Origin of the sequence: Arthrobacter cavernae (genome assembly GCF_017368795.1) — a bacterium.
In the GTDB taxonomy this organism is placed as follows: Bacteria; Actinomycetota; Actinomycetes; order Actinomycetales; family Micrococcaceae; genus Arthrobacter; species Arthrobacter cavernae.
Genome location: NZ_JAFNLL010000024.1, coordinates 33,860 through 56,884 on the forward strand (window position 1 = coordinate 33,860; position 23,025 = coordinate 56,884).

Annotated in this window: 19 protein-coding genes and 1 pseudogene; 4 read left to right on the plus strand and 16 right to left on the minus strand. The window is 67.2% G+C overall.

Annotated features, from left to right (window positions below):
• Positions 1-89: 89 nt before the first annotated feature.
• From J1902_RS10720 to J1902_RS10775, 12 genes are all read right to left on the minus strand, one after another.
• Positions 90-611, minus strand: a complete 522-nt coding sequence (locus J1902_RS10720) for a tetratricopeptide repeat protein (protein WP_207616247.1) — start codon at positions 609-611, stop codon at positions 90-92.
• On the minus strand, positions 608-1,699 hold the full coding sequence (gene aroB / locus J1902_RS10725; RefSeq protein ID WP_207616248.1) for a 3-dehydroquinate synthase: 1,092 nt from the start codon (positions 1,697-1,699) through the stop codon (positions 608-610). The genes J1902_RS10720 and aroB overlap by 4 nt, the downstream gene beginning before the upstream one ends.
• Positions 1,696-2,262, minus strand: a complete 567-nt coding sequence (locus J1902_RS10730; protein WP_372434462.1) for a shikimate kinase — start codon at positions 2,260-2,262, stop codon at positions 1,696-1,698. The genes aroB and J1902_RS10730 overlap by 4 nt, the downstream gene beginning before the upstream one ends.
• Positions 2,262-3,461 carry a chorismate synthase gene (gene aroC, locus J1902_RS10735; protein ID WP_207616250.1) on the minus strand — a complete coding sequence of 400 codons (1,200 nt, stop codon included), beginning with the start codon at positions 3,459-3,461 and terminating at the stop codon, positions 2,262-2,264. The genes J1902_RS10730 and aroC overlap by 1 nt, the downstream gene beginning before the upstream one ends.
• A 27-nt stretch (positions 3,462-3,488) precedes the next feature.
• Positions 3,489-4,343, minus strand: a complete 855-nt coding sequence (locus tag J1902_RS10740) for a shikimate dehydrogenase (RefSeq protein ID WP_207616275.1) — start codon at positions 4,341-4,343, stop codon at positions 3,489-3,491.
• Positions 4,340-6,022, minus strand: coding sequence for an endolytic transglycosylase MltG (gene mltG, locus J1902_RS10745; RefSeq protein ID WP_207616251.1), 1,683 nt, complete (start codon positions 6,020-6,022; stop codon positions 4,340-4,342). The genes J1902_RS10740 and mltG overlap by 4 nt, the downstream gene beginning before the upstream one ends.
• Complete coding sequence (ruvX, locus tag J1902_RS10750; protein ID WP_242701876.1) at positions 6,019-6,597, minus strand: Holliday junction resolvase RuvX; 579 nt, start codon at positions 6,595-6,597, stop codon at positions 6,019-6,021. The genes mltG and ruvX overlap by 4 nt, the downstream gene beginning before the upstream one ends.
• Positions 6,598-6,611: 14 nt before the next feature.
• Positions 6,612-9,290 (minus strand): alanine--tRNA ligase, encoded by a 2,679-nt coding sequence (gene alaS / locus J1902_RS10755; RefSeq protein WP_207616253.1) that lies wholly within the window; start codon positions 9,288-9,290, stop codon positions 6,612-6,614.
• 116 nt (positions 9,291-9,406) lie between these two features.
• Positions 9,407-9,619 carry a hypothetical protein gene (locus J1902_RS10760; protein WP_207616276.1) on the minus strand — a complete coding sequence of 71 codons (213 nt, stop codon included), beginning with the start codon at positions 9,617-9,619 and terminating at the stop codon, positions 9,407-9,409.
• A 40-nt stretch (positions 9,620-9,659) separates the two neighbouring features.
• Complete coding sequence (locus J1902_RS10765; RefSeq protein WP_207616277.1) at positions 9,660-10,034, minus strand: DUF948 domain-containing protein; 375 nt, start codon at positions 10,032-10,034, stop codon at positions 9,660-9,662.
• Positions 10,035-10,175: 141 nt separating this feature from the next.
• Positions 10,176-10,796, minus strand: coding sequence for a 30S ribosomal protein S4 (gene rpsD / locus J1902_RS10770; protein ID WP_207616254.1), 621 nt, complete (start codon positions 10,794-10,796; stop codon positions 10,176-10,178).
• 211 nt (positions 10,797-11,007) lie between these two features.
• Positions 11,008-12,453 carry a replication-associated recombination protein A gene (locus J1902_RS10775; RefSeq protein WP_207616255.1) on the minus strand — a complete coding sequence of 482 codons (1,446 nt, stop codon included), beginning with the start codon at positions 12,451-12,453 and terminating at the stop codon, positions 11,008-11,010.
• A gap of 42 nt (positions 12,454-12,495) precedes the next feature.
• On the opposite strand from J1902_RS10775, the gene J1902_RS10780 reads away from it, so the two are divergent.
• Positions 12,496-13,176 (plus strand): acVLRF1 family peptidyl-tRNA hydrolase, encoded by a 681-nt coding sequence (locus J1902_RS10780; RefSeq protein ID WP_307794429.1) that lies wholly within the window; start codon positions 12,496-12,498, stop codon positions 13,174-13,176.
• A 22-nt stretch (positions 13,177-13,198) separates the two neighbouring features.
• On the opposite strand, the pseudogene J1902_RS19815 reads toward J1902_RS10780, so the two are convergent.
• The 3 genes and pseudogenes from J1902_RS19815 to hisS form a co-directional block, all read right to left on the minus strand.
• Positions 13,199-13,477 (minus strand): annotated as a pseudogene (locus J1902_RS19815) (GNAT family N-acetyltransferase); the annotation flags it as partial.
• A 478-nt stretch (positions 13,478-13,955) separates the two neighbouring features.
• Positions 13,956-15,719, minus strand: a complete 1,764-nt coding sequence (aspS, locus tag J1902_RS10790; RefSeq protein ID WP_207616257.1) for an aspartate--tRNA ligase — start codon at positions 15,717-15,719, stop codon at positions 13,956-13,958.
• 147 nt (positions 15,720-15,866) lie between these two features.
• Entirely contained in the window at positions 15,867-17,216 is a 1,350-nt protein-coding gene (gene hisS, locus J1902_RS10795) for a histidine--tRNA ligase (RefSeq protein WP_207616258.1), read from the minus strand.
• A gap of 203 nt (positions 17,217-17,419) precedes the next feature.
• Between hisS and J1902_RS10800 the strand changes: the two genes are divergently transcribed.
• The 3 genes from J1902_RS10800 to J1902_RS10810 all read left to right on the plus strand — a co-directional run bounded on the left by J1902_RS10800 (position 17,420) and on the right by J1902_RS10810 (position 20,532).
• Positions 17,420-18,208 carry a peptidylprolyl isomerase gene (locus tag J1902_RS10800; RefSeq protein WP_207616259.1) on the plus strand — a complete coding sequence of 263 codons (789 nt, stop codon included), beginning with the start codon at positions 17,420-17,422 and terminating at the stop codon, positions 18,206-18,208.
• Between the two features lie 67 nt (positions 18,209-18,275).
• A complete protein-coding gene (locus J1902_RS10805; RefSeq protein WP_207616260.1) occupies positions 18,276-19,814 on the plus strand; it encodes a DUF349 domain-containing protein in 1,539 nt (512 codons plus the stop codon).
• A gap of 127 nt (positions 19,815-19,941) precedes the next feature.
• Positions 19,942-20,532: a hypothetical protein gene (locus tag J1902_RS10810; RefSeq protein WP_207616261.1), complete on the plus strand. Its 591-nt coding sequence runs from the start codon at positions 19,942-19,944 to the stop codon at positions 20,530-20,532.
• Between the two features lie 44 nt (positions 20,533-20,576).
• On the opposite strand, the gene J1902_RS10815 is transcribed toward J1902_RS10810, so the two are convergent.
• On the minus strand, positions 20,577-22,970 hold the full coding sequence (locus tag J1902_RS10815) for a RelA/SpoT family protein (protein WP_207616262.1): 2,394 nt from the start codon (positions 22,968-22,970) through the stop codon (positions 20,577-20,579).
• Positions 22,971-23,025 lie beyond the last annotated feature (55 nt).

Genomic DNA, 23,025 nt, shown 5'->3' on the forward strand with positions numbered 1-23,025 from the left:
CAAAAATCCAAGAACTATTCTACCGGCAAATGGGCAGTGGCCTGCGATGCGGCCGCCGAAGGCTCTTCAGGAGGCGTTCAAGAGGCCTGTCAGGAGGCGAGTTCGAGCACGTTCCGCGCACGCTGCAGGGCCACCGCAGACGAATAAATGAGGGAGGCGTCGGCGGCGAAAGCCACGCGAAGATCCAGGGCCTTGGTAAACGACTCTGCCGCGGCCACGGCGTTGCCGCTGACAAAGTAGGCTCGGCCCAGGTACTGGTGCACGATCGCTTCGCGGTGTGTTCCCTGCACCTCGCTGATGAGGTGCCGGAGCAGCTGCGTGGCGCGGTCGAAGCGGTTGGTGGCCCGGTGCACTTCGGCTTCGAAGATCCGGAGCCTGAAGGATTCGGGGTCCTTGTAGCGCGCCTCGGCCAACAGTTCGGCGGCTTCCTTTGCCTGGCCTTCCAGGAGCAGGGCCATGATGCGGTCCGCCGGGTCCACGGAATCGGCCAGGGCTGCTTCCAGCACGTCTTCGTCGACCACTACCGGCAGCAGCGTGTCCGGGTTCATCCGCACACCGGGGAAGCCGGCGGTGGGCCAGTCGCTGATGGACTCGTTGCAAACAGCGGTCATGATGCGATCTCCTGGTAGGCGGCGAAGAGCAGCGAGGTGTCCGGAACGTCGAGGATTCCGGGCTTCGCGACGCCGTCGAGCACCACAAAGCGCAGCAGGTCGCCGCGGGACTTCTTGTCGCGGCGCATGCCGTCCAGCAGGCCCTGCCAGCGGTCGCGCCGGTAGGTGACGGGAAGCCCGAGGCCCTCGAGGATCGTGCGGTGCCGGTCGGCGTCGGCGTCGGAAAGGCGCCCCACGCTGCGGGACAGTTCGGCGGCGAACATCATGCCGACGGACACTGCCGCGCCGTGGCGCCAGGAGTACCGCTCCACGAGTTCGATGGCGTGGCCAAGGGTGTGGCCGTAGTTGAGGATCTCGCGCAGGCCGGATTCCTTGAGGTCCTCAGAGACCACCTTTGCCTTGACGGCAATGGCGCGCTCGATCAGTTCACGCACGACGGCGGAGCCCGGATCCGTGACGGCGTCCGGGTTCTGTTCAACCAGGTCAAGGATGGCCGGGTCGGCGATGAAGCCGCACTTGATGACTTCGGCCATGCCGGAAATCAGTTCGTTCTTCGGCAGGGTCTGGAGCGTGTCCAGGTCCGCGAGCACGGCCGCGGGCGGGTGGAAGGAACCGACGAGGTTCTTGCCTTCCGCGGTGTTGATGCCGGTCTTGCCGCCCACGGAAGCGTCCACCATGCCGAGCAGGCTGGTGGGCATGTGGATGACCTTGACGCCACGCAGCCATGTTGCTGCAACGAAGCCGGCGAGGTCGGTGACGGCGCCGCCGCCCACTGCCACGATCGCATCGGAACGGGTGAAGTCGTTCTGCCCCAGGACCTGCCAACAGAAGGCCGCCACCTGGATGTGCTTGCCTTCCTCGGCATCCGGGATTTCGGCGGTCAGTGCCGTGAAGCCGGCCGCTTCGAGCTCGTCGCGGACGGTGTCGCCGGTCAGGCGCAGGGCGCGCGGGTGAATGACCAGCACGCGGCGTACGCGCTCGCCCAGCGCGGCTGGAAGGCTGCCGAGCAGGCCATTGCCCACCACGACGTCGTAGTTCTCGTTGGCGGACTGGCCGGTCACCTTGATGACGGTTGCTTCGTTGCTCACTTTTCAACTTCCTTCGTCAAGGCCGCATGCTGGCGCAGCCTTTCCTCCAAGTGGAGGCCAATTTCCGCCACGGTTCCGGACCGGACGTCGAGAATGATGTTTGCCAGGCGCTCGTACACCGGACGGCGTGCCGCGAACAGTGCCTCCCAGCGTGACATGGCATCGCCGGCCAGCAGGGGCCGGCCGGTGTTTCGGGCGATGCGCTCGGCCACGGTTGAGGCATCGCATTCGAGGTACACCACAGTGCACTCCCCCAGGAGCTGCTGCGTTCCCGAATCAAGGACAGCCCCGCCGCCGAGGGAAATCACGGAACCGTTGCTTTTGCCGGTTTCAATGGCACGGGCAACGGTGCGGGCCTCAATCTCGCGGAATGCATGCTCGCCGCGTCCCGCGAAGATGTCGGCGATGCTGCCGTGGCCTTCCACGATCACGGCATCCGTGTCCACGAACGGTACGCCCAACTGCTGGGACAGCTGCTGGCCGATGGCCGATTTGCCGACGGCCATGGGCCCCACCAGCACCACAGGCCAGCCGGGAGTGCCAGCCGGGGCAACACGGACCACTAGTGGCCGACCGAGTCCAGGGCTGCCGGGATGCTGGCCAGGTAGCTCTGCAGGTTGCGGGAAGTCTCGGCCACGGAGTCGCCGCCGAACTTCTCGGCCACGGCCTCGGCCAGGACAAGTGCCACCATGGCTTCGGCCACCACGCCGGCAGCCGGGACGGCACAGACGTCCGAACGCTGGTGGTGCGCCTTGGCGGCCTCGCCGGTGCTGACGTCGATGGTGCGCAGGGCGCGGGGCACCGTGGCGATGGGCTTCATGGCGGCGCGGACCCGGAGGACCTCGCCGATGCTCATGCCGCCTTCGATGCCGCCGGCGCGGTTGGTCTTGCGGATGATCCGGCCGGTCTCGTCCCTGAGGATCTCGTCGTGGGCAGCCGAACCACGGCGGGCGGCCGTCAGGAAGCCGTCACCGACCTCCACGCCCTTGATGGCCTGGATGCCCATCAGGGCGGCGGCAAGGCGGGAGTCCAAGCGGCGGTCCCAGTGCACGTAGCTGCCGAGACCCGGCGGGAGGCCGTAGGCAAGGACCTCGACGACGCCGCCCAGGGTTTCGCCTTCCTTGTGGGCCGCGTCCACCTCGGCCACCATGGCGTCCGAGGTTTCGCGGTCAAGGCAGCGCAAGGGATCGGCGTCGAGGGCCAGCACGTCCGAGGGAATCGGCAGAGGGCGGCCTTCGGGGACCGCGACGCTGGCGATGGAGACCGTGTGGCTGACGAGTTCGATGCCGAGCTGCTTGAGGAACTGCGAGGCGACGGTGCCCAGTGCCACGCGGGTGGCGGTTTCGCGGGCGCTGGCCCGCTCCAGGACGGGACGGGCTTCGTCGAAGCCGTACTTCTGCATGCCGGTGAAGTCGGCGTGGCCGGGGCGCGGACGCGTCAGGGGGGCGTTGCGGGCCTGGTCGGCGAGGAGTTCGGGCTCCACGGGGTCGGCAGACATGATCTGCTCCCACTTGGGCCATTCGGTGTTGCCCACCTGGATGGCAACGGGGCCGCCCTGGGTCAGCCCGTGGCGGACACCGCCCATGACCGTGACCTCGTCCTGCTCGAACTTCATCCGGGCACCACGGCCGTAGCCGAGGCGGCGGCGCGCCAGGGCATCACGGATCTGCCCGCTGGTGAGTTCCACACCGGCGGGGACGCCTTCAATAATTCCGATCAGAGCCGGACCATGGGATTCACCGGCAGTCAACCAACGCAACATAAGAACCAATCCTGCCATGTAAGGCCACTAGAACACCCGCCGGGGAAGCCCGACTGAGTCACACATCACATCTATGACACCGGCGGTTACCTCGCCGCCGGTAAAGAACCGAATCTGCTCCACGGCCTGGTACATCAGCATCTCCAGGCCCGGTACCACGGCACCGCCATGCCCTTGCCATACCTCGGCAAGGCGGCTGGGCCACGGATCGTAGGCCACGTCGAGCAGGACTCCCGCCGCCGTGGCCGGAAGTCCGGCGAGTTCCGCGGCAATGCCGTCCGCCGCACGCGGCGGCAGCGTGGAGATGGCCAGTTCCGCTCCGGCCAGTGCCGTGGCCACCTCGCTGAGGGGGCGCAGGGCAAGCGAGATCCCGACGGCGGCCGCGGCCGCCTGGGCATCTCCCGCACGTGACGCATCGCGGACGAACACGTCAACGTGGCTGGAGCCCAGTTCGTGCAGGGCGGCAATGGCGGCGGCAGAGGTGCCTCCGCCGCCCAGGATGGCCGCCCGCGGCCGGGACACTGCCCCGGCATGGCGCACGGCTTCGACAATGCCCGCGACGTCGGTGTTGTAGCCGATGCGCCGGACACCCTTGCCGTCCCGCTCGAAGGCCACGGTGTTGATGACGCCGAGGCTGGCCCCTGCGCCGCGGATCTCATCGACTTCCGCGACCATCGCCGATTTCAGCGGCATCGTGACGGACAGCCCGCACCAGGAATCGTCGGAACGTACCTCGGCCATGAAGGCGGGCAGCCCCTCAACGGTGACGTCGATGGCCGTGTATTCGATGTCGACGCCGAGCTTGGCGTAGGCGGCCAGGTGCAGTGCCGGAGACTTCGAGTGCGAGATGGGGTGTCCGAGGACCGCTGCGCGCCTTCTCACACGCATCGGCCGGCGTTCGCCGCACACCACGCGTTGTACTGCGCAACGTAGACGTTGTGTTCGGCCAGCGTCTTGGAGAACTTGGTCTCCTTGGTGTCCAGATTGATGGTCACCCAGTAGAGGTACTCGTTGGCGGTGGGCTTGGCCGCCGCGTCGATGGCCGACTTTCCGGGCGAACCGATGGGGCCGACTGGAAGTCCGGCAATGGCGTAGGTGTTGTACGGGTTGGCCTTGTCCAGCCGTTGCTCCTCGGTGAAGTTGAAGCTCTTGGTGCCAAGCCCGTAGGTCACCGCGGCGTCGGACTGGATCAGCCCGTTGGTCTCGCTGTTGCCCGGCTTCAGGCGGTTGTAGATGGCGCCGGCCACGTTCCCGTAGTCAGCCTGGCCGCCTTCGGCCTGTACGATGCTGGCGATGATCACGGTGTCGAACTGCTTGGCGGGGTCGGTGATCCCCTGCGCCTTGAGCTCGTCCAGCGTGGTGCTGACCAGCTTCTGCATGATGTCCTTGCCGGCAGTACCCAGGGGGAAGCGGTACTCCCCCGGCGCCAGGAAGCCTTCAAGGTTCTTGGCCTTGGCCGGTGCGCCGAACTGGGCGGGGGCATCGCTGAGTGCCTTGAGCTGCTGCACCGGAATGCCCGAACCCTTGGAAATCGCCTCGAGGGATTCGTTGATCCGCAGGCCTGCGCTGAGGGCGAAATAGATGACCTTGGAGGCGTCCTGGTTCTGCAGCACGGCCACGGCGTCGGCGTTCGTCATTTCAGTCCTGAATTGGAAGTCACCTGGCGACAACTCGCCGCCCGCGGCGATGAACGCCTTGAGGAACGTGTCCGCATTGGCCACGACGTGCTTTTCCTCGAGCTCGCCGGCGATCGCTTTGGGTCCCGAGCCGGCGGGGACGGTGACCGTCACCGATCCGGTGCCCGGCCCCGGGTAGTCACTCAGCCTGTCCATGCCCAGGATCGGCCGGAGGAACTGCGCCCCGATGGAAATGGCGGCAACGAAGACACCCAGGGTGATCAGCAGTGCGACGACGCGGCGACGGTGGCGGACCTTCTTGGACGGCGCCTTGGCAGCGGCCGGGCTGTCGAGGACCTCGTGGCCATGCCCTTCATACGCCTCGTAGCCGTGGTGGGAATCGTACTCATGCGCGGCATGCTCATCGTGTTCGACGTAACCGTGTTCGTCATAGCCATGTTCGTCATGTTCGTGGTGTTCAAGGTACGCGTGATCGTCGTAGTGGACGTCCGCATGCCCGTCCAGGTGGACGTCGGCGTAGCCGTGGACGTCGTGGCGCGGCTCCGCATCGCCGTGGAGTTCGGCCACAGCGGCGTCGCCCTGCCGGCCGGCGTCGCCCTGCCGGACATCAACATGCTGCACAGGCTCGGGCACCGTTTCGGGCACAGCCGCCGGCACAGAAGCGGCCTGGGGCGCGGCGGCCGGTGCTTCCGGTGCTTCCGGGGCGGAGAAACGACGGGCCGCGGAGATAGGCGCCGGCAAGACGGCGGCGGCCGCAACCGGGGCGGGCACCGTCACTTCCTCCGGAACGAAATCGGGAACCTCGACGATGTCCTGGTTCTGCGTTGCCAGGAACCGTTCCCTGGCGCGGAGTTCCTTGCGGGTCAGGGGCATGCCGCCGCCTGAGGACGCCTGGTTTGAGGGGTCGCTGTTGACCGGGCTCACAATTGACTTCCCCTCGTAGAAGAGTGCGGGTCAGAGCCGGGGGCAGCCTGCAGTGTTGGGGCACTGGTGGCTGGTTCGGATGGCGCCGGTGCATGTACACGGCGGCCAGCGTCCGATCCCCTGGCTTTTTGCATGTCGATCGCATGCTGCAGTATTCCGGCAGCAGCAACCTGATCCACCACTTTACGATGGTCTTTGCTGCTCATGCCAGCTTCGTGCAGGTTACGGTGCGCCGTCACGGTCGTCAGGCGCTCATCGACGAGGTTCACGGGAACGTCGAGTCCGGCACGCTGCAACTCCGCCACCAGAAGGTCCGCGTAGTCCCTGGCCATCCGTGCCGAGGCGTGCTCTTCGCCCTTCATGGTGCGTGGCAGCCCCACAATGATCTGCACCGCGCCGCGCTCGGCTGCCTGCTTCACAATGACCCGGACGTCGGAGTTCTTCTTGGCGTCCCGGCTCACCGTTTTGAACGGCGTGGCGAGGATGCCGTCCGGGTCGCAGATCGCAAGCCCGACCCGGACGGTACCGACGTCTACCCCCAGCTTGATGCCGCGGGGGTAGACGTCGTTGCTCAACGTGGAATCCACCGTCAGCGCTTGGCGATCGCATCCACGACGGCGGCGAGGGCCGCGGGGACCTTCGCAGCGTCCGTGCCGCCGCCCTGGGCGACGTCGTCCTTGCCGCCGCCGCCGCCGCCGAGGATTCCGGCGGCCAGCCGCACCAGTGCGCCGGCCTTGACGCCGGCTTCCCGGGCCGCCTCGTTGGTGGCTACCAGGATGACCGGACGGTCGTTGCTGACACCGGCCACGGCCACGGTGGAAGCTTCCGAACCGAGGCGGTTGCGCAGGTCCAGGGCAAGGTTGCGGACGTCGTCGGCGCCGCCGATCTGGCCGGCGTCGTGCGCGATGACCCGGACGCCGGCAGCATCCTGGGCCGTGCCGACAAGCGTGGCGGCGGCCGCGGTGAGCTGTTCCTTGCGCAGTCGGTCGAGTTCCTTCTCCGTTGCCTTCAGCTTGTTCAGCGTGCCGGCGATGCGTTCGGCCAGCTGGCCGGACGGAACCTTGAGCATTTCGGTGAGCTCGGTGACCAGGGCGCGCTCGGCGGCCAGGTGGCGGAAAGCGTCGAGGCCCACGAAGGCCTCCACACGACGGTTTCCGGAGCCGACGGACTGCTCGCCCAGCAGCGAAAGGCTGCCGATCAGCGAGGTGTTGGCAACGTGGGTGCCGCCGCAGAGCTCACGGGACCACGCGCCGTCGATCTCCACAACACGCACTTCGCTGCCGTAGTTCTCGCCGAACAGCGCCATGGCGCCCAGGGCCTTGGCCTCGGCCAGGCCCATGACCTTCGTGTCGACGCGGAAGTTGTTGCGGATGGCGATGTTCGAGACCTCTTCAATCTCGGACCTCGTGGCCGTGCTCAGGCCTTCGCCCCAGGCGAAGTCGAAGCGCAGGTAGCCGGCCTTGTTGTAGGAGCCGCGCTGCGTGGCTTCCGGGCCGAGGATCTGGTGCAGGGCCGCGTGCACGATGTGCGTGCCGGTGTGGGCCTGCTCGGCGGCGTGGCGGCGTTCGCGGTCGACGGCGGCGCGCACCAGGGCGTCCGAGGAGATCTCGCCTTCGCGGACGATCGCCTTGTGCACGCTCAGGCCCTTGACGGGGCGCTGGACGTCGAGGACCTCGACGACGAAGCCGTCGCCGGTGATGAGGCCGGTGTCGGCGGACTGGCCGCCGGCCTCGGCGTAGAACGGGGTCTCGTTGAGGACGAGCTCGATCTCGTCGCCGGTGGAGGCGTGGGCGACGCGCTGGCCGCCGCTGACGATGCCGCGGACGCGGGATTCGCCGTCGAGCTCGCCGTAGCCGGTGAAGACGGTCTCGCCCTCGCCGAGCAGCTCCTGGTAGGCGCTGAGGTCGGCGTGGCCGCCCTTCTTGCCCTTGGCATCGGCCTGGGCGCGCTGGCGCTGTTCGAGCATGAGGGCGCGGAAGCCGGCCTCATCCACCTTGAGTCCGGCTTCTTCGGCCATTTCCAGGGTGAGGTCGATCGGGAAGCCGTAGGTGTCGTGCAGGGCGAACGCGTCGGCGCCGGAGAGCTGGACGCCTGCGGCCTTGGACTCGGCCACGGCATCCTCGAGGCGCGCGGTGCCGGAGGCGATGGTGCGCAGGAACGCCCTCTCCTCGGCGTAGGCGATGCGGCTGATGCGGTCGAAGTCGGTCTCCACCACGGGGTAAACGCCCTTCATGGCGTCGCGCGAGGCCGGCAGGAGCTCGGGCAGGCAGGCAGTCTCGACACCCAGCAGGCGCATGGCGCGGACCGCGCGGCGGATGAGGCGGCGCAGCACGTAGCCACGGCCCTCGTTGGACGGGGACACGCCGTCGGCGATCAGCATGAGTGCGGAGCGGATGTGGTCGCCCACAACGCGCATGCGGACATCGTCCGTGTGGTGAGGGTCCTCGGCGGATTCGGCTGAAGTGTATTCCTTGCCGGAGAGCGCAGCTGCCTTGTCGATCACCGGACGGACCTGGTCGGTCTCGTACATGTTCTCGACGCCCTGCAGGATCATTGCGAGGCGTTCCATGCCCAGGCCGGTGTCGATGTTCTTCTGGGGCAGTTCGCCGGCAATGTCGAAGTCCACCTTGGAGCGGACGTTCTCGATCTGGTACTGCATGAACACGAGGTTCCAGATTTCGATGTACCGGGTTTCGTCGGCCAGCGGGCCGCCTTCGATGCCGTAGGCAGGGCCGCGGTCGTAGTAGATCTCGGAGCAAGGGCCTGCGGGGCCGGGCTGGCCCGTGGACCAGTAGTTGTCAGCCTTGCCCATGCGCTGGATGCGCTCGGCGGGGATGCCGGTGTTCTTCAGCCACAGTTCCTTGGCTTCGTCATCTTCTTCGTAGACCGTGACCCAGAGGCGTTCGGCGGGCAGGCCGTAGCCGCCGTCATCCACGCCGGTGGTCAGCAGCTCAAAGGCGAACTTGATGGCGTCTTCCTTGAAGTAGTCGCCGAAGGAGAAGTTGCCGCACATCTGGAAGAAGGTGCCGTGGCGGGCGGTCTTACCCACCTCCTCGATGTCACCGGTGCGGATGCACTTCTGGATGCTCGTGGCACGCTTGAAAGGCGGTTCTTCCCGCGCGGTCAGGTAAGGGATGAAGGGCACCATGCCGGCCACAGTGAAGAGCAGGGACGGGTCGCTGGATACGAGCGACGCGGAGGGAACGGCGGTGTGGCCCTTGCTGACAAAAAAGTCCACCCAGCGTTTGGTGATCTCCTGCGACTTCATTAGCTGATTACTTACCCTTCTCAATTCACTGCATGAGTTTGTGCGCGGAACCGGCCGTTGCCGTTCCGCAGCTTCTAATTCTGCCCTGTTCCGGGCGCGGGGGCGAACCGCGGCGGCTAGCGTGCGCCGGCGTCGGGCTCGTTGATCCCCAGGGCGGACCGCAGGTCCCCTTCGCGTTCGCGCATTCCGGCGCGCACGGCATCGGCGAAATCGTGGAACCCGTCGGCAAGCCGGCCGACGGCGCGGTTGAGTCCGTCGGGGCCGATGTTGGCCTGGGCTTCGGTGATCTTTCGGAAGGCGATGACGCCGATGGCGACGCCGATTCCCATCCAGACAATTCTTTTCACGGTTGTTGGCCTTCCGGCGGATTCAGCGGCTGCGGCGGCCGCGGGACGGGGTCCGCCGGCCTGCGAGGGCGGAGCGGACACCATAGCTGAACGCGGCGACCTTGATGAGCGGGGAACCGACGGTTGCGGCCACGAGCGAGGATAACGCGGAAATGTTGGCCGAGGCGTCGGAGACGTTCGAAGCGATGCCGTCCACCTTCTTCAACTGCTGGTTGGTAGTGGAGACGGTGGCCGTGACCTCGTCCATGAGCGGCGTGGCGCCGTCGCTGATGCTACGGATCGACTGGCGCACTTCGTCCAGGACGCCGCCGAGCTTCAGGATGGGCACGGCCAGCAGCAGCACAAGGAGCGCAAACACTCCTGCCGCGATCAGGCCGGCAATATCGCCACCAGACATGTCACTCATCTCCCTTGGATCGTTGCGGTGCACTGGTGCCCGGCCGTTGCGTTCTGCTCCCGTCAAGGCTTCCCCAAGTACCTTACATACAAAGAAGCCCGTGGCGTGTGCCACGGGCTTCTTTGTATGCGCTGCTGGAATTTAGCGAGCGTAGAATTCGACGACGAGCTGCTCTTCGCAGGTCACGGGGACCTCGGAGCGCTTCGGGCGGCGGACCAGGCGAGCCTGGAGGGCGTCGATCTTGACGTCCAGGTAGGCCGGAACCGTGTTCAGAACGTGTGCACCGGCTGCTGCGACCTGGAACGGCGGCATGACTTCGCTGCGGCTGTGAACGTGGATGAGCTGGCCTTCGCCGACGCGGAAGGACGGGCGGTCAACGCGGATGCCGTCAACCAGGATGTGGCGGTGCACAACCAGCTGGCGGGCCTGGGCGATGGTGCGGGCGAAGCCGGCACGCAGGACCAGGGCGTCGAGGCGCATTTCGAGCAGTTCAACCAGGTTTTCACCGGTCAGGCCCTTGGTGCGGCGTGCTTCTTCGAAGGCACGGGTCATCTGGGCCTCGCGGATGCCGTACTGGGCGCGCAGACGCTGCTTTTCGCGCAGACGTACGGCGTAGTCGGAGTCCTGCTTCTTGCGGGCACGGCCGTGCTCACCGGGGCCGTACGGGCGGCGCTCCATGTACTTGGCGGCCTTGGGGGTCAGAGCGATGCCGAGTGCACGCGAAAGGCGTGCGGTACGGCGAGCACGAGTGTTGTTAGCCACTTGTGTCCTTCCAAATAACTGCGGTGTGTCAGTGTTACTGGCCTCCACGATGGAGAGCATCGGCCAACCGCTGCCTTTTGCTACTGGGCGCAGGGCACAGACCTGTCGAACCGAAATTCAAGGGATTGTGCGCCGGGCCTTGCCAGACAAGCAACCATCCTACCACGGGCCCGGCCTCCGGCGCCGGGCACCGCCGACCGCTGGCGGCGGGCTACTCCCCGCGGACGATCCTGCGCAGCCGTTCGAGCCGTGCCGCAATGTCGCGTTCGGCGCCGTTTGCGGTGGGCTCGTAATAGTCCTTGCCCACCAGGTCGTCGGGAGGGTACTGCTGCGTGGCCACGCCGTGGGGTGCGTCGTGGGCGTATTTGTAGCTTTGGCCGTGGCCCAGCTGCTTGGCCCCGGGATAGTGTGCGTCGCGCAGGTGCGCCGGGATGCCGGTTCCCAGGCCGGCGCGGACGTCGGCGATCGCCTTGTTGATGCCCATGTAGGCGGCGTTGGACTTGGGCGCGGTGGCCAGGTGGACCACGGCTTCGGCCAGCACAATCCGGCCCTCCGGCATGCCGATCAACTGCACGGCCTGAGCGGCGGCAACGGCCGTCTGCAGGGCCGTCGGATCGGCCATGCCCACGTCCTCGGCGGCGGAGATCACGATCCGGCGGGCCACGAACCGCGGGTCCTCGCCGGCTTCCAGCATCCGGGCCAGGTAGTGCAGGGCGGCGTCGACGTCGGAGCCGCGGATCGACTTGATGAAGGCGCTGGCGACGTCGTAGTGCTGGTCGCCCGCGCGGTCATAGCGGACCGCGGCAACATCCAGCGCCCGTTCGGTGTGGCGGAGCTCGACGACGACCGGCGCCGCCGGTGCGCCGTCGTCCGCGAGCCCGGGTTCGCCGTCGTCGGGCGGAACATCCCCGAAGGCGACGCCGGCGGCGGCCTCGAGCGCCGTCAGGGCCCGCCGGGCATCGCCGCCGGAAAGGCGGACGAGGTGCTCGAGTGCTTCGGCTCCCAGCTCGACGCGGCCGCCGAGCCCGCGGGCGTCGGCGACGGCGCGCTGCAGGAGGCCCTCGATGTCGCTGTCCTCCAGGGGCTTCAGGGTCAGCAGGAGCGAACGCGAGAGCAGGGGCGACACCACGGAGAATGACGGGTTCTCGGTGGTCGCGGCGACGAGGACCACCCAGCGGTTTTCGACGCCCGGAAGCAGCGCGTCCTGCTGGGCCTTGTTGAAGCGGTGGATCTCGTCGAGAAACAGCACGGTGGTGGTCTTGTACAGGTCCCGCGCGGTCAGGGCATCGTCCATGACCCGCCGCACGTCCTTGACGCCGGCGGTGATCGCAGACAGTTCCACGAACTTCCGGCCCGGGCCGCGGGCGATCACATGGGCGAGCGTGGTCTTGCCGGTGCCCGGAGGGCCCCAGAGAATCAGGGAACTCGGCCCCGCGGGGCCGGTGGCATCGACGCCAGCGGCGAGCTGGCGCAACGGCGATCCTTGGCCGAGCAGGTGCTGCTGGCCCACTACTTCGTCAAGCGAACGCGGCCGCATCCGGACGGCGAGGGGGCTGCGCTGGGACTGTGCCCGCCCGGCGTCCGGACGGCCGGTCACGCCGGAGTCGTCGTCGGACTCGTCGTCGCCGTCTGTGCCCGCACCAAAGAGATCATCCACATGGATAGGCTACTCAGTACATCTGACAAAGGAGACATCGACGTGGAGCGCCCACACACCGGCCAGCAGGCCGCAGAGGCCCGGCCCGTGAGCCGCACCGCCTTCGTCCAGGGCGCACGGCTGTCCGGCTGGGTGGAGCGGTTCGCCGCGAGCCACGGGCGGCTTGCCGAGACGCAGGTCGACGGCGGCATCCTGCTGCAGGCCGCGGACGGCGCCACTGCACTCTTGAAGGCCCCCTGGCCCGTGGACGGGCGGCCCGGCACGGGCGCGGACCTGCTTGAACGGCTGGCTTCCCTGGCCGCCCAGGAACGCGGTCTGGGGCTGCTGCTGGTGCGGCGCGGCGGTTTCGCCGTGGCCGCGGCCAGCGGGGGCACAGTCCTCGCATCCAAGACGGGCACCCGCTACGTGCAGTCGCGGACTGCCGCCGGCGGCCAGTCCCAGCAACGCTATGCCCGGCGGCGCGGCAACCAGGCCGACGCCCTGGTCGAGTCCGCGGCCGAACACGCGGCACAGGTATTCGGGGCCCACCGCGTGGAATACCTGGTACCCGGCGGTGACAGGCTCCTGGTGGAGCAGGTCCTGGAGCAGCCCGCCATGAAGCAGTTCGCTGTGCGTTCCCGGCTGGCGTTCCTGGACATCCCCGGGCCCAAGGCCACAGCCCTCGCCAAAGCGGCCGCGGACGCGTGCTCCGTCCGGATCCTGGTGACGGACCCGCCGGCCTGACCCCAGGATGTCCCGCTGCTTGCTAGCAGCCGCCGGGAGCCCGCTTCAAGGGCGCTTGGCGGTAGAGATAGCGCCCCTTACCGGCGAAGCCCGCACGCCGGTAAAGTCCCTGGGCGCCATGGTTGGCAGCCGTGACGAGCAGCCAAAAGCCTTCCAGACCGCGGGCTGCGCCTTCCAGCATCAAGGCATCCAGCACACGCGTTCCATAGCTGCGACGCCGCTGCGTCGCAGCGGTTGCCATGCCGTAGAGCCCGCCCCAGCCTTCTGCCCCGCCGTCGGGAATAGCGAGGCCCGACGGCGGCGGGGACGCCGTCGTCGTCCCGCACCAGCGCGTACAGCGAGGGGCAGCCCGCGAGAATGCGGCGGGCGGTCACGCGTTCGGCGTCGCCGCCGCGCCCGTCCACGGACCACCACGACTGCAACCACTCCGCCGAGGGTTCTTCCGAGAGTTCGACGCCGGCTGGCCGGCTTTCCGGCAGGTTCTCAGCATCCCGGACCATGACCAAGGTTTCGGACTGCCGCGTGAAGCGCTGGGCATCGAGCAAGGAGTTCAGGGCCGCACTGCGCTGGTTGTCGAAGACCTGGAAGATCAACAGCAGGCGCCGGGAGCGGTACCACAGGGAGGCGGCCCGGACAGCTGCTTCAGGGTCATCTGACTGGCTCTTGGGCACACCGAATTGGCACGCTGGGTGACGCCGCCATGGTACGCCGAAGGCCCCCGCCGGAACGGGGGCCTTCGGGCGGTGCTGCTACTCGGACTTGGCTGCAGGCGCGGCCTGCTACTTCGCCTCGGGCTTGAAGTCGACGCCGGCTTCCTTGCGCTGCTGCGCGGTGATGGACGCAGGTGCAGCGGTCAGCGGGTCGTAGCCGGCGCCAGTCTTCGGGAACGCGATGACGTCGCGGATGGAGTCCACGCCAGCCAGCAGCGCCACCACACGGTCCCAGCCGAGGGCCATGCCGCCGTGCGGCGGGGCGCCGTACTTGAATCCTTCGAGGAGGAAGCCGAATTTGGTTTGGGCGTCCTGCTTGTCGAGGCCCATGAGCTCGAAAACGCGCTCCTGGACGTCACGCTCATGGATACGGATGGAACCGCCACCGATTTCATTTCCGTTGCAGACGATGTCGTAGGCGTAGGACAGCGCGGACTCGGGGTCCTTGTCGAAGGTGTCAAGGAACTCAGGCTTGGGCGAGGTGAAGGCGTGGTGGACGGCAGTCCACTGGCCGCCACCCACTGCGACGTCGCCGGAAGCGACGGCCGCGGCAGCCGGTTCGAACATGGGCGCGTCCACGATCCAGACGAAGGCCCAGTCCTTGGGGTCGATCAGGCCGGTGCGGTGGCCGATTTCCACACGGGCTGCGCCCAGCAGGGCACGGGACGGGGACTTCTCGCCGGCGGCGAAGAAGATGCAGTCGCCCGGCTTGGCACCCACGGCGTCCGCCAGGCCTGCACGCTCTTCGTCGGTCAGGTTCTTGGCAACCGGACCGGCCAGCTCGCCGTCTTCCTTGAACAGGACGTAGGCGAGACCCTTGGCGCCGCGCTGCTTGGCCCATTCCTGCCAGGCATCCAGCGCACGGCGGGCCTGCGAGGCGCCGCCGGGCATGACAACGGCGCCAACATAGGGAGCCTTGAAGACGCCGAAGTTGGTGTCCTTGAAGAACTCGGTCAGTTCGGTCAGTTCGAGGCCGAAGCGGAGGTCCGGCTTGTCCGAGCCGTACTTGGCCATGGCGTCGAAGTAGGTCATACGGCGGATTGGCGTCGGGATCTCGACGCCGATCAGCTGCCACAGTGCCTTCACGATGCTCTCGCCGAGCTCGATGATGTCGTCCTGCTCCACAAAGCTGGCCTCGATGTCGAGCTGGGTGAATTCCGGCTGGCGGTCGGCGCGGAAGTCCTCGTCACGGTAGCAGCGGGCGATCTGGTAGTACTTCTCGAAACCGCCAACCTGCAGCAGCTGCTTGAACAGCTGCGGGGACTGGGGCAAGGCGTACCAGGAGCCGGGAGCCAGGCGGGCGGGAACGACGAAGTCGCGGGCGCCTTCCGGGGTAGAGCGGGTCAGCGTGGGGGTTTCGATTTCCACATAGCCCCGCTGGTGGAGCAGCTCGCGGGCCACGCGGTTGGCCTCGGAGCGCAGGCGCAGGTTGCGGGCCGGGCCGGGGCGGCGCAGGTCCAGGTAGCGGTGCTTGAGGCGGGCTTCCTCGCCCACTTCGACGTGCTCATCGATCTGGAACGGCAGGGGTTCCGCAGTGTTGAGGATGACGACCTTCTCGGCAATGACCTCGATCTCGCCGGTGGCGAGGGCGGCGTTCTCATTGCCTTCAGGACGCTTGCTGACGGTGCCCGTCACCTGCAGCACGTACTCGTTCCGCAGTCCGTGGAAGACCTCTTCCTCGCGGACAACCACCTGGGACACACCGGAGGCGTCACGCAGGTCAACGAATGCGACACCACCGTGATCGCGGCGGCGGCCCACCCAGCCGGCCAGGGTAACGGTCTGTCCAATGTGCTCGGAGCGAAGTGATCCGAGGTCATGTGTGCGCAGCACAGCATTCCTTTCAGCATGAAGTTTCATAGGACCATTGCAAAAAACGATCCCGTCCGAGTTTACCCGCCCCCGCAGCGGCTCGCCGCCACTGGACGGGGTCCGTGCCCCTGCCGGGCCCGCGGTTCAGGCCCTGGCACAGGTCGCGGTTCAGGTCGTGGTGACGCGGACGTGCAGGTCTTCCGCGGACGGCGCCCAGCTGGCCGGGTCGGCGTCCACCTGCTCGCCGGAGCGGATGTCCTTCACCTGGTGCTTGCCGTCGTCGTCCGTGAACCAGACAAAGGGGATGCCGCGGCGGTCGGCGAACTTGATCTGCTTGCCGAACTTCTCGGCCTTGGCAGCCACTTCGGTGGCGATGCCGCGTCCGCGCAGCTGCGCCGCGACGTCCTGCGCTGCTGACCAGCTTTGGTCATCGTTCAGGGCCACCAGAACTGCGGTGGGCACCGAGCGGGACGCCGTGGCGAGTTCCTGGCTCAGGATGCGCGAGACCAGGCGGGTCACGCCGATGGACAGGCCGACGCCGGGGAACGTGCGGTTGCCCTTGCTGGCCAGGGCGTCGTAGCGGCCGCCGGAGCAGATGGAGCCGAGCTGCTCGTGGCCCACCAGGACGGTTTCGACGACTGTGCCGGTGTAGTAGTCCAGGCCGCGCGCGATGCTGAGGTCGGCGATGACCTTGCCCGGCGCGCGGTGCACGGCGGCTTCGATGACCTGTTCGAGTTCGCTGAGGCCTTCCTCGAGAAGGTCATCGCTGACGCCCAGGGCGCGGACCTGGGCCACGAAGGAGGTGTCCTCAGTGCGGATGCTTGCCAGCTGGAGGGCCAGGGCGGCCTGTTCATCGCTGGCGCCGAGCTCGCTCTTGAGAAGTTCGGCGACCTTTGCAGCGCCGATCTTCTCGAGCTTGTCGATGCTGCGCAGGACACCTGCCGTGTCCGTGAGGCCGATGCCGCGGTAGAAGCCTTCGGCGAGCTTGCGGTTGTTGATCCGCAGGCGGAAGTCCGGGATGGGGAGAGCGCTGAGCGCTTCGGCGATGACGAGGGCGATCTCGACGTCGTAGCGGAACGGCAGCTCGCCGTCGCCCACGACGTCGATGTCCGCCTGGGTGAATTCCCGGGCGCGGCCTTCCTGCGGGCGCTCCCCGCGCCAGACCTTCTGGATCTGGTAACGGCGGAACGGAAACGCGAGGTATCCGGCGTTTTCCACCACGTAGCGGGCAAACGGCACGGTGAGGTCGAAGTGCAGGGCCAGGGCGTGGGGGTCGTGCTTGTCTAAGGTGCTGGCGTCCGGGGCCTCGTCATCCTGCAGGCGGCTCAAGCCGTAGACCTCTTTGTCGATTTCGCCCTTGCGCAGCAGCTGTCCGACGGTCTCCACGGCGCGCGTTTCAATCGAGGAGAATCCGTGCAGTTCAAAGGTCTTCCGCAGCGTGTCCAGCACGTGCAGCTCCACCAACCGTTCCTGGGGAAGCCACTCGGGGAATCCGGACAAGGAGGCGGTACGTGCCATGGTGGAATTTTCTCCTCAAGATTGCGCGGCCCGGACAATCGCGCCGCGCTCGACGCCGGTGGCGTTTGTGGGCGGGCGTCCAGCCAGTCATGCATAAACTATGTGCGGCAGCCAGTTTATGCTTTCGGCGCGTGCACATCTAATGGGCCGTGCCCGCGTTCTGCTGCCGGCGATGGAATACGTCCACACAATCAGGAGGACTCTTGGCAACAAGGTCGCGGGATGACCGCGAAGCCAGACGGCGCATCCGGCAGATGGAAGCCAAGCGCGAACTGCGGCAGGAACAGGGGAAGCGGCGCCGCCGTGACAACATCCTGGCAGCGGGTGCCGGTGCCATTGCGGTGGTTCTCGCCGTCGTCCTGCAACTGACAGTCTTCAGCTCCAACCCCACGGAAGAGGAGTTCGCCGCGACCGAAGCGGGACTGAAGTCGCCGTCGCCGTCGCCCTCCAACGGACCGGACATTCCCGCGCCGGACACCGCGGCAGGAAAGACCTTCACCGGCGAGCTCAAGCTCAACGGCAGCGTGGTTGGCGTCGAACTTGACGGAAACACGGCGCCCCAGGCGGCGGCCGTCTACAAGTCGCTGAGCGACGCCGGCTACTACACCGGGGCCAACTGCCACCGCCTGACCACCGGGGATACCTTCGGGCTGCTGCAGTGCGGGGCCAGGAATCCGGACGGCTCGGACGATCCCGCCTACCGCTGGGGACCCCTGGAGAACACCCCGGCGGACAACAAATACGCGGCCGGAACCATCGCCGTGGCGCGCACCTCCGGGAATGCCTACGGCAACGGCCACCAGTTCTTCATCGTCTACAAGGACACTGTCATCCCGGCCGACCAGGCCGGCGGCTACTCAGTGGTCGGCAAGGTCACCAGCGGACTGGACGTCATCACCACGATCGCCGCAGCAGGCATCACTCCCGGCGACAGCCCTTCCGACGGCGCCCCTGTGGCACCTGTCACGATAGACTCGTTCTCTCTGAAGTAACTTGCTCCGGGCCCACGGTCCGCGGCGCATTGCCTTAGCAGTCCCTCCAAGCGAAAGACTTTTAGCGGTGACAGACAGTCAGAAATCCGACGAAACAGCAGTAGTGGCCAACGATGAAGCAGTCGAGGCCCCCGAGGCAGCAGCGCCCGGGACCCCGGCAACGGCTCCCGAGGAGAACGGCACCGGGACGGAAGCACCCGCGGAAAGCCCGGCGGCAGAGCCCCCGGCGGCTCCGGAGGCAAGCCCCGCGACTCCGGCAGCGCCGCGACCGGCCCCCTCCCCTTCGGCTTTCGCCGCCCGGCCCAAGGCCGCAGCTGGTGTTGTTCCCGCCGCCCCGGCAGTATCGGCAGCCTCGCTGGCCGAGGCCGCCAAGTGGGGGCGCGCCGAAGGCGATGGGCACGTCTTTCTGACCATCGACGGCGCCGAACGGCCCGTGGGCCAGTACCCCGGGGTCAGCCCCGAGGAAGCCCTGGGCTACTTCGCCCGGAAGTTCGACGACGTCATCGCCCAGGTTGTCCTCATGGAGCACCGGGTGGAGTCAAAGGCTCCTGCCACCGACATGCAGAAGACCGTGGCCCATCTGCGCGATCAGCTGGCCGAGGGCAGCATGGTGGGCGACATCCGCTCCGCCGAGGCCCGCCTTGAGTCGCTGTCCGTCAGGATCGCCGAACTGGAGAAGTCCGAGAAGGCTGCCCACGACGCCGTCCGTGCCACCGAGCTGGCAGCACGCGAGGCCATTGTGGCCGAGGCTGAAGCCATCTCCGCCCAGGATCCTTCCCAGATCCAGTGGAAGACGTCCAGCGCCCGGATGAACGAGCTCTTCGAGACCTGGAAGGTCGCCCAGAAGAGCGGCATCCGCCTGGGCCGCAGCAACGAGGACGCCCTGTGGAAGCGGTTCCGTTCCGCACGGACCGTGTTCGACCGTCACCGCCGCGCCTATTTCTCCCAGCTGGACAGCACCAACACGGCTGCGAAGTCGGCCAAGGAGAACCTGATCGCCGAGGCCGAGGCGCTCTCATCCTCCACTGACTGGGGCTATGCGGCCGGCGAATACCGCCGCCTCATGGACCAGTGGAAGGCCACCCCGCGCGCCAGCCGCAAGGATGACGATGCCCTGTGGACCCGGTTCCGTGCCGCCCAGGATGTCTTCTTCAGCAACCGCCAGGCTGCCAATGACGAGATCGACCAGCAGTACACGGCCAACCTTTCCGTCAAGGAACAGCTCGTGGTTGAGGCCCAGGCCCTGCTGCCGGTCACGGACCTCAACGCCGCCAAGAAGGCCCTGCAGTCCATCCGTGAACGCTGGGAAGAAGCCGGCAAGGTCCCGCGTGCAGACATGGGACGCATCGAAGCCGGCCTGCGCAAGGTGGAGGACGCCGTACGCGAGGCCGAGGACGACAAGTGGCGCCGGAGCAACCCGGAGACCAAGGCCCGCACCAACAGCGCGCTGTCACAGCTGGAATCGGCCATCGCCGGACTCCGGGACGACCTGGAGAAGGCCGAAAAGGCCGGCGACCAGCGCCGCATCAAGGCAGCCCGCGAAGCACTCGAAGCCCGCGAATCCTGGCTCGACCAGATCCAGCGTTCGGCCAGTGACCTCGCCTAGGCCGGACCACCCGCCGCTGAAGGCTTCCTTCTGAGGCGTTGCTCTTCACGTACAGGCCCCGTCGCGGTTATCCACATAACCGCGACGGGGCCTGTACTCGTTGGGGCAGGCAGGAAAAGATGGCTGAATGGTCAACGAGTCCCCGCCGCAACAGCAGGAAGCCCAATGCCTGGAGCTCTACGCTCCGAGTCCGCTGTTCAGCTGGGCGGAACTGCAGTCAATGGCTGCCGACGGCGTGCTGCAGCCCCTGTACGGCCGCAGCTTCACCGCCCCGGGCGTCAGCGTGACACCGCGGCTGCGTGCCCGTGCTGCGGCCCTGACGGTGCCGGAGAAGATCCGGACCAAGGTGGTGGCCGGCCGCATGACGGCGGCGTGGATCTACGGCTGCGGTGAGCCACCGGACCGGCTGTCTCTGCTGGTGGATGCCAAGCACCGGATCTCCAGCCTGCGCTCCACGCGCGGCTGCATGCTCCATGAAGTCAAGCTTGGCAAGTTCGACGTCGTGAGCATGGGCGGAATGCTCGTCACCAGCCCGCTGCGCACGGCCGTGGATGTGGCCCTGCATGTGGAAGCCGAACGCGCCCTGCCCGTCCTGCGACTGCTGCTTGCGCACGAAGACCTGGGCGTGCGGCTGCGCCTGCTGACCCTGGCCGTCGAGGCCTCCCCCAGGGTGCCCCACAAGAAGGCGGCCCTGGCCAAGCTGAAAGTACTCGCCTGATGCGTGTTGCCTCGCAGGACGTGCGTCTGCGAGGAAGGCTGTGCCTAGCCGCGCCGGCGGTTCCCGGTGGTGCGGTAGACGTCGAACACGCCGTCGATCCTGCGCACCGCGCTGAGCACGTGGTGCAGGTACTTGGGGTCGCCCATTTCGAAGGCGAACTTGGAGATCGCCACGCGGTCGCTGGAGGTGTGCACCGAGGCGGCCAGGATGTTGACGTGGTTTTCGGACAGCACCCGGGTGACGTCCGAAAGCAGCGACTTCCGGTCCAGGGCTTCGACCTGTATCTCAACCAGGAAGACGCTGGACTGCGTGGGCGCCCACTCGACTTCCACGATCCTGTCCGGCTGGTCCCGCAGTTCGGAAACGTTGGTGCAGTCCGTGCGGTGCACGGACACGCCGGCGCCACGGGTGACGAAACCCAGGATGGGGTCGGGCGGGACGGGCGTGCAGCAACGGGCCAGCTTCACCCACACGTCGTCAACGCCGCGGACCACCACACCGGAGTCGGCGAATTTGGACTTCGCCACCTGGGTGGGGATGCTGACCTCGTCGAGGTCCTCGTCCGGAGTCTCCTTGCTGCCGAGATGCTCCATGAGCTTTTCCATCACGGACTGTACGGAGGTGTGGTTATCGCCGACGCCGGCGTAGAGCCCGGAAATGTCGACGTAGTGGAAATCCTCCGCCACCTTGGACAGGGCGTCATGCGTCATGAGCTTCTGCAGCGGAAGGTTGTGCTTGCGCATCCCGCGCGTCAGCATTTCCTTGCCGCGGTCGATCGCTTCCTCGCGGCGTTCCTTGGTGAACCATTGCCGGATCTTGTTGCGTGCACGCGCGGACTTGACGAAATGCTGCCAGTCCTGGCTGGGGCCTGCACCCTCGGCCTTGGAGGTGAAGATCTCCACCCAGTCGCCGTGGTTGAGTTCGCTGTTGAGCGGGACCAGTTTGCCGTTGACCCGGGCACCGATGGTCCTGTGGCCCACTTCGGTGTGGACTGCGTAGGCAAAGTCCACGGGGGTCGAACCCGCGGGCAGGGCCATGACCTCACCCTTGGGCGTGAACACGAACACCTCGCGGGCGTTGATCTCGTAGCGGAGCGAGTCCAGGAATTCCCCGGGATCGGAGGTTTCCTGCTGCCAGTCCACCAGGGAACGCAGCCAGCCCATGTCGCCGTCGCGCGGGCTGCCGGGACCCACCGCGGTGCGGTTCGGCTGGTCCTTGTACTTCCAGTGCGCCGCCACACCGTATTCGGCCCGGCGGTGCATTTCGTGGGTGCGGATCTGGATCTCCACGGGCTTGCCGCCCGGACCGATGACTGTGGTGTGCAGGGACTGGTACATGTTGAACTTCGGCATGGCTATGTAGTCCTTGAACCGCCCGGGCAGGGGGTTCCAGCGCGAATGCAGGGTGCCGAGGGCCGCGTAACAGTCGCGGACGGAATCCACCAGGACGCGCACGCCCATGAGGTCGTTGATGTCGTCGAAGTCCTTGTCCCGGACGATCATCTTCTGGTAGATCGAGTAGTAGTGCTTGGGCCGGCCCGTGATGGTGGCCTTGATGCGGGAGGCGCGCAGGTCGTCCGCGATTTGGTTGCGGATGACGCTGAGGCTCTTTTCGCGCTCGGGCGTCCTGTCCCCCACCATGCGGACGATTTCCTCGTACACCTTGGGGTACAGGGCTGCGAAGGAAAGGTCCTCGAGCTCCCACTTGACGGTGTTCATGCCGAGGCGGTGGGCCAGCGGGGCGAAGATTTCCAGGGTTTCGCGGGCCTTGCGGGACGAGGACTCGGCCGAAACGAAGCGCCAGGTGCGCGCGTTGTGGAGACGGTCGGCGAGCTTGATCATCAGCACGCGGATGTCCTTGGCCATGGCCACAACCATCTTGCGCACGGTCTCGGACTGCGCTGCCTCGCCGAAGCTGACCTTGTCGAGCTTGGTCACGCCGTCCACCAGCATGGCCACTTCCGGGCCGAAGTCCGCCGTCAGGTTTGCCAGCGTGTAGGGCGTGTCCTCGACGGTGTCGTGCAACAGGGCCGCCGCCAGGGTGGTCCCCGTCATCCCCAGTTCCGCCAGGATGGTGGCGACGGCAACGGGGTGGGTGATGTAGGGATCGCCGCTCTTGCGCTTCTGCCCCTGATGGCTGCGTTCGGCGACGGTGAACGCCCGCTGGATCAGCTCCAGATCTTCCCGGGGGTTGTTGGCACGTACCGTCCGCAGCAGCGGCTCAAGGATCGGCGAATAGGGCGTCACGCCACGGCCTGTGAGCCTGGCGAGCCGCGAACGGGTGCGTTCACGGCGTCCGGGGAAGGTGGGGCGCACGCCAGGACTATCCAAGGGCACCGCGCCGGAGGCGTGGCCCGTGTCCATTGACCCCGTACCGGGCACACTGCTGTAACCGTCATCCCCGCCCGCCGGTGGCGCCGACGTCGCACGTTCTTCCACAGAAGCACCCCTCACGACTGACTTAATTCTTCCAGTCTATTCCCGCAGGTTAACA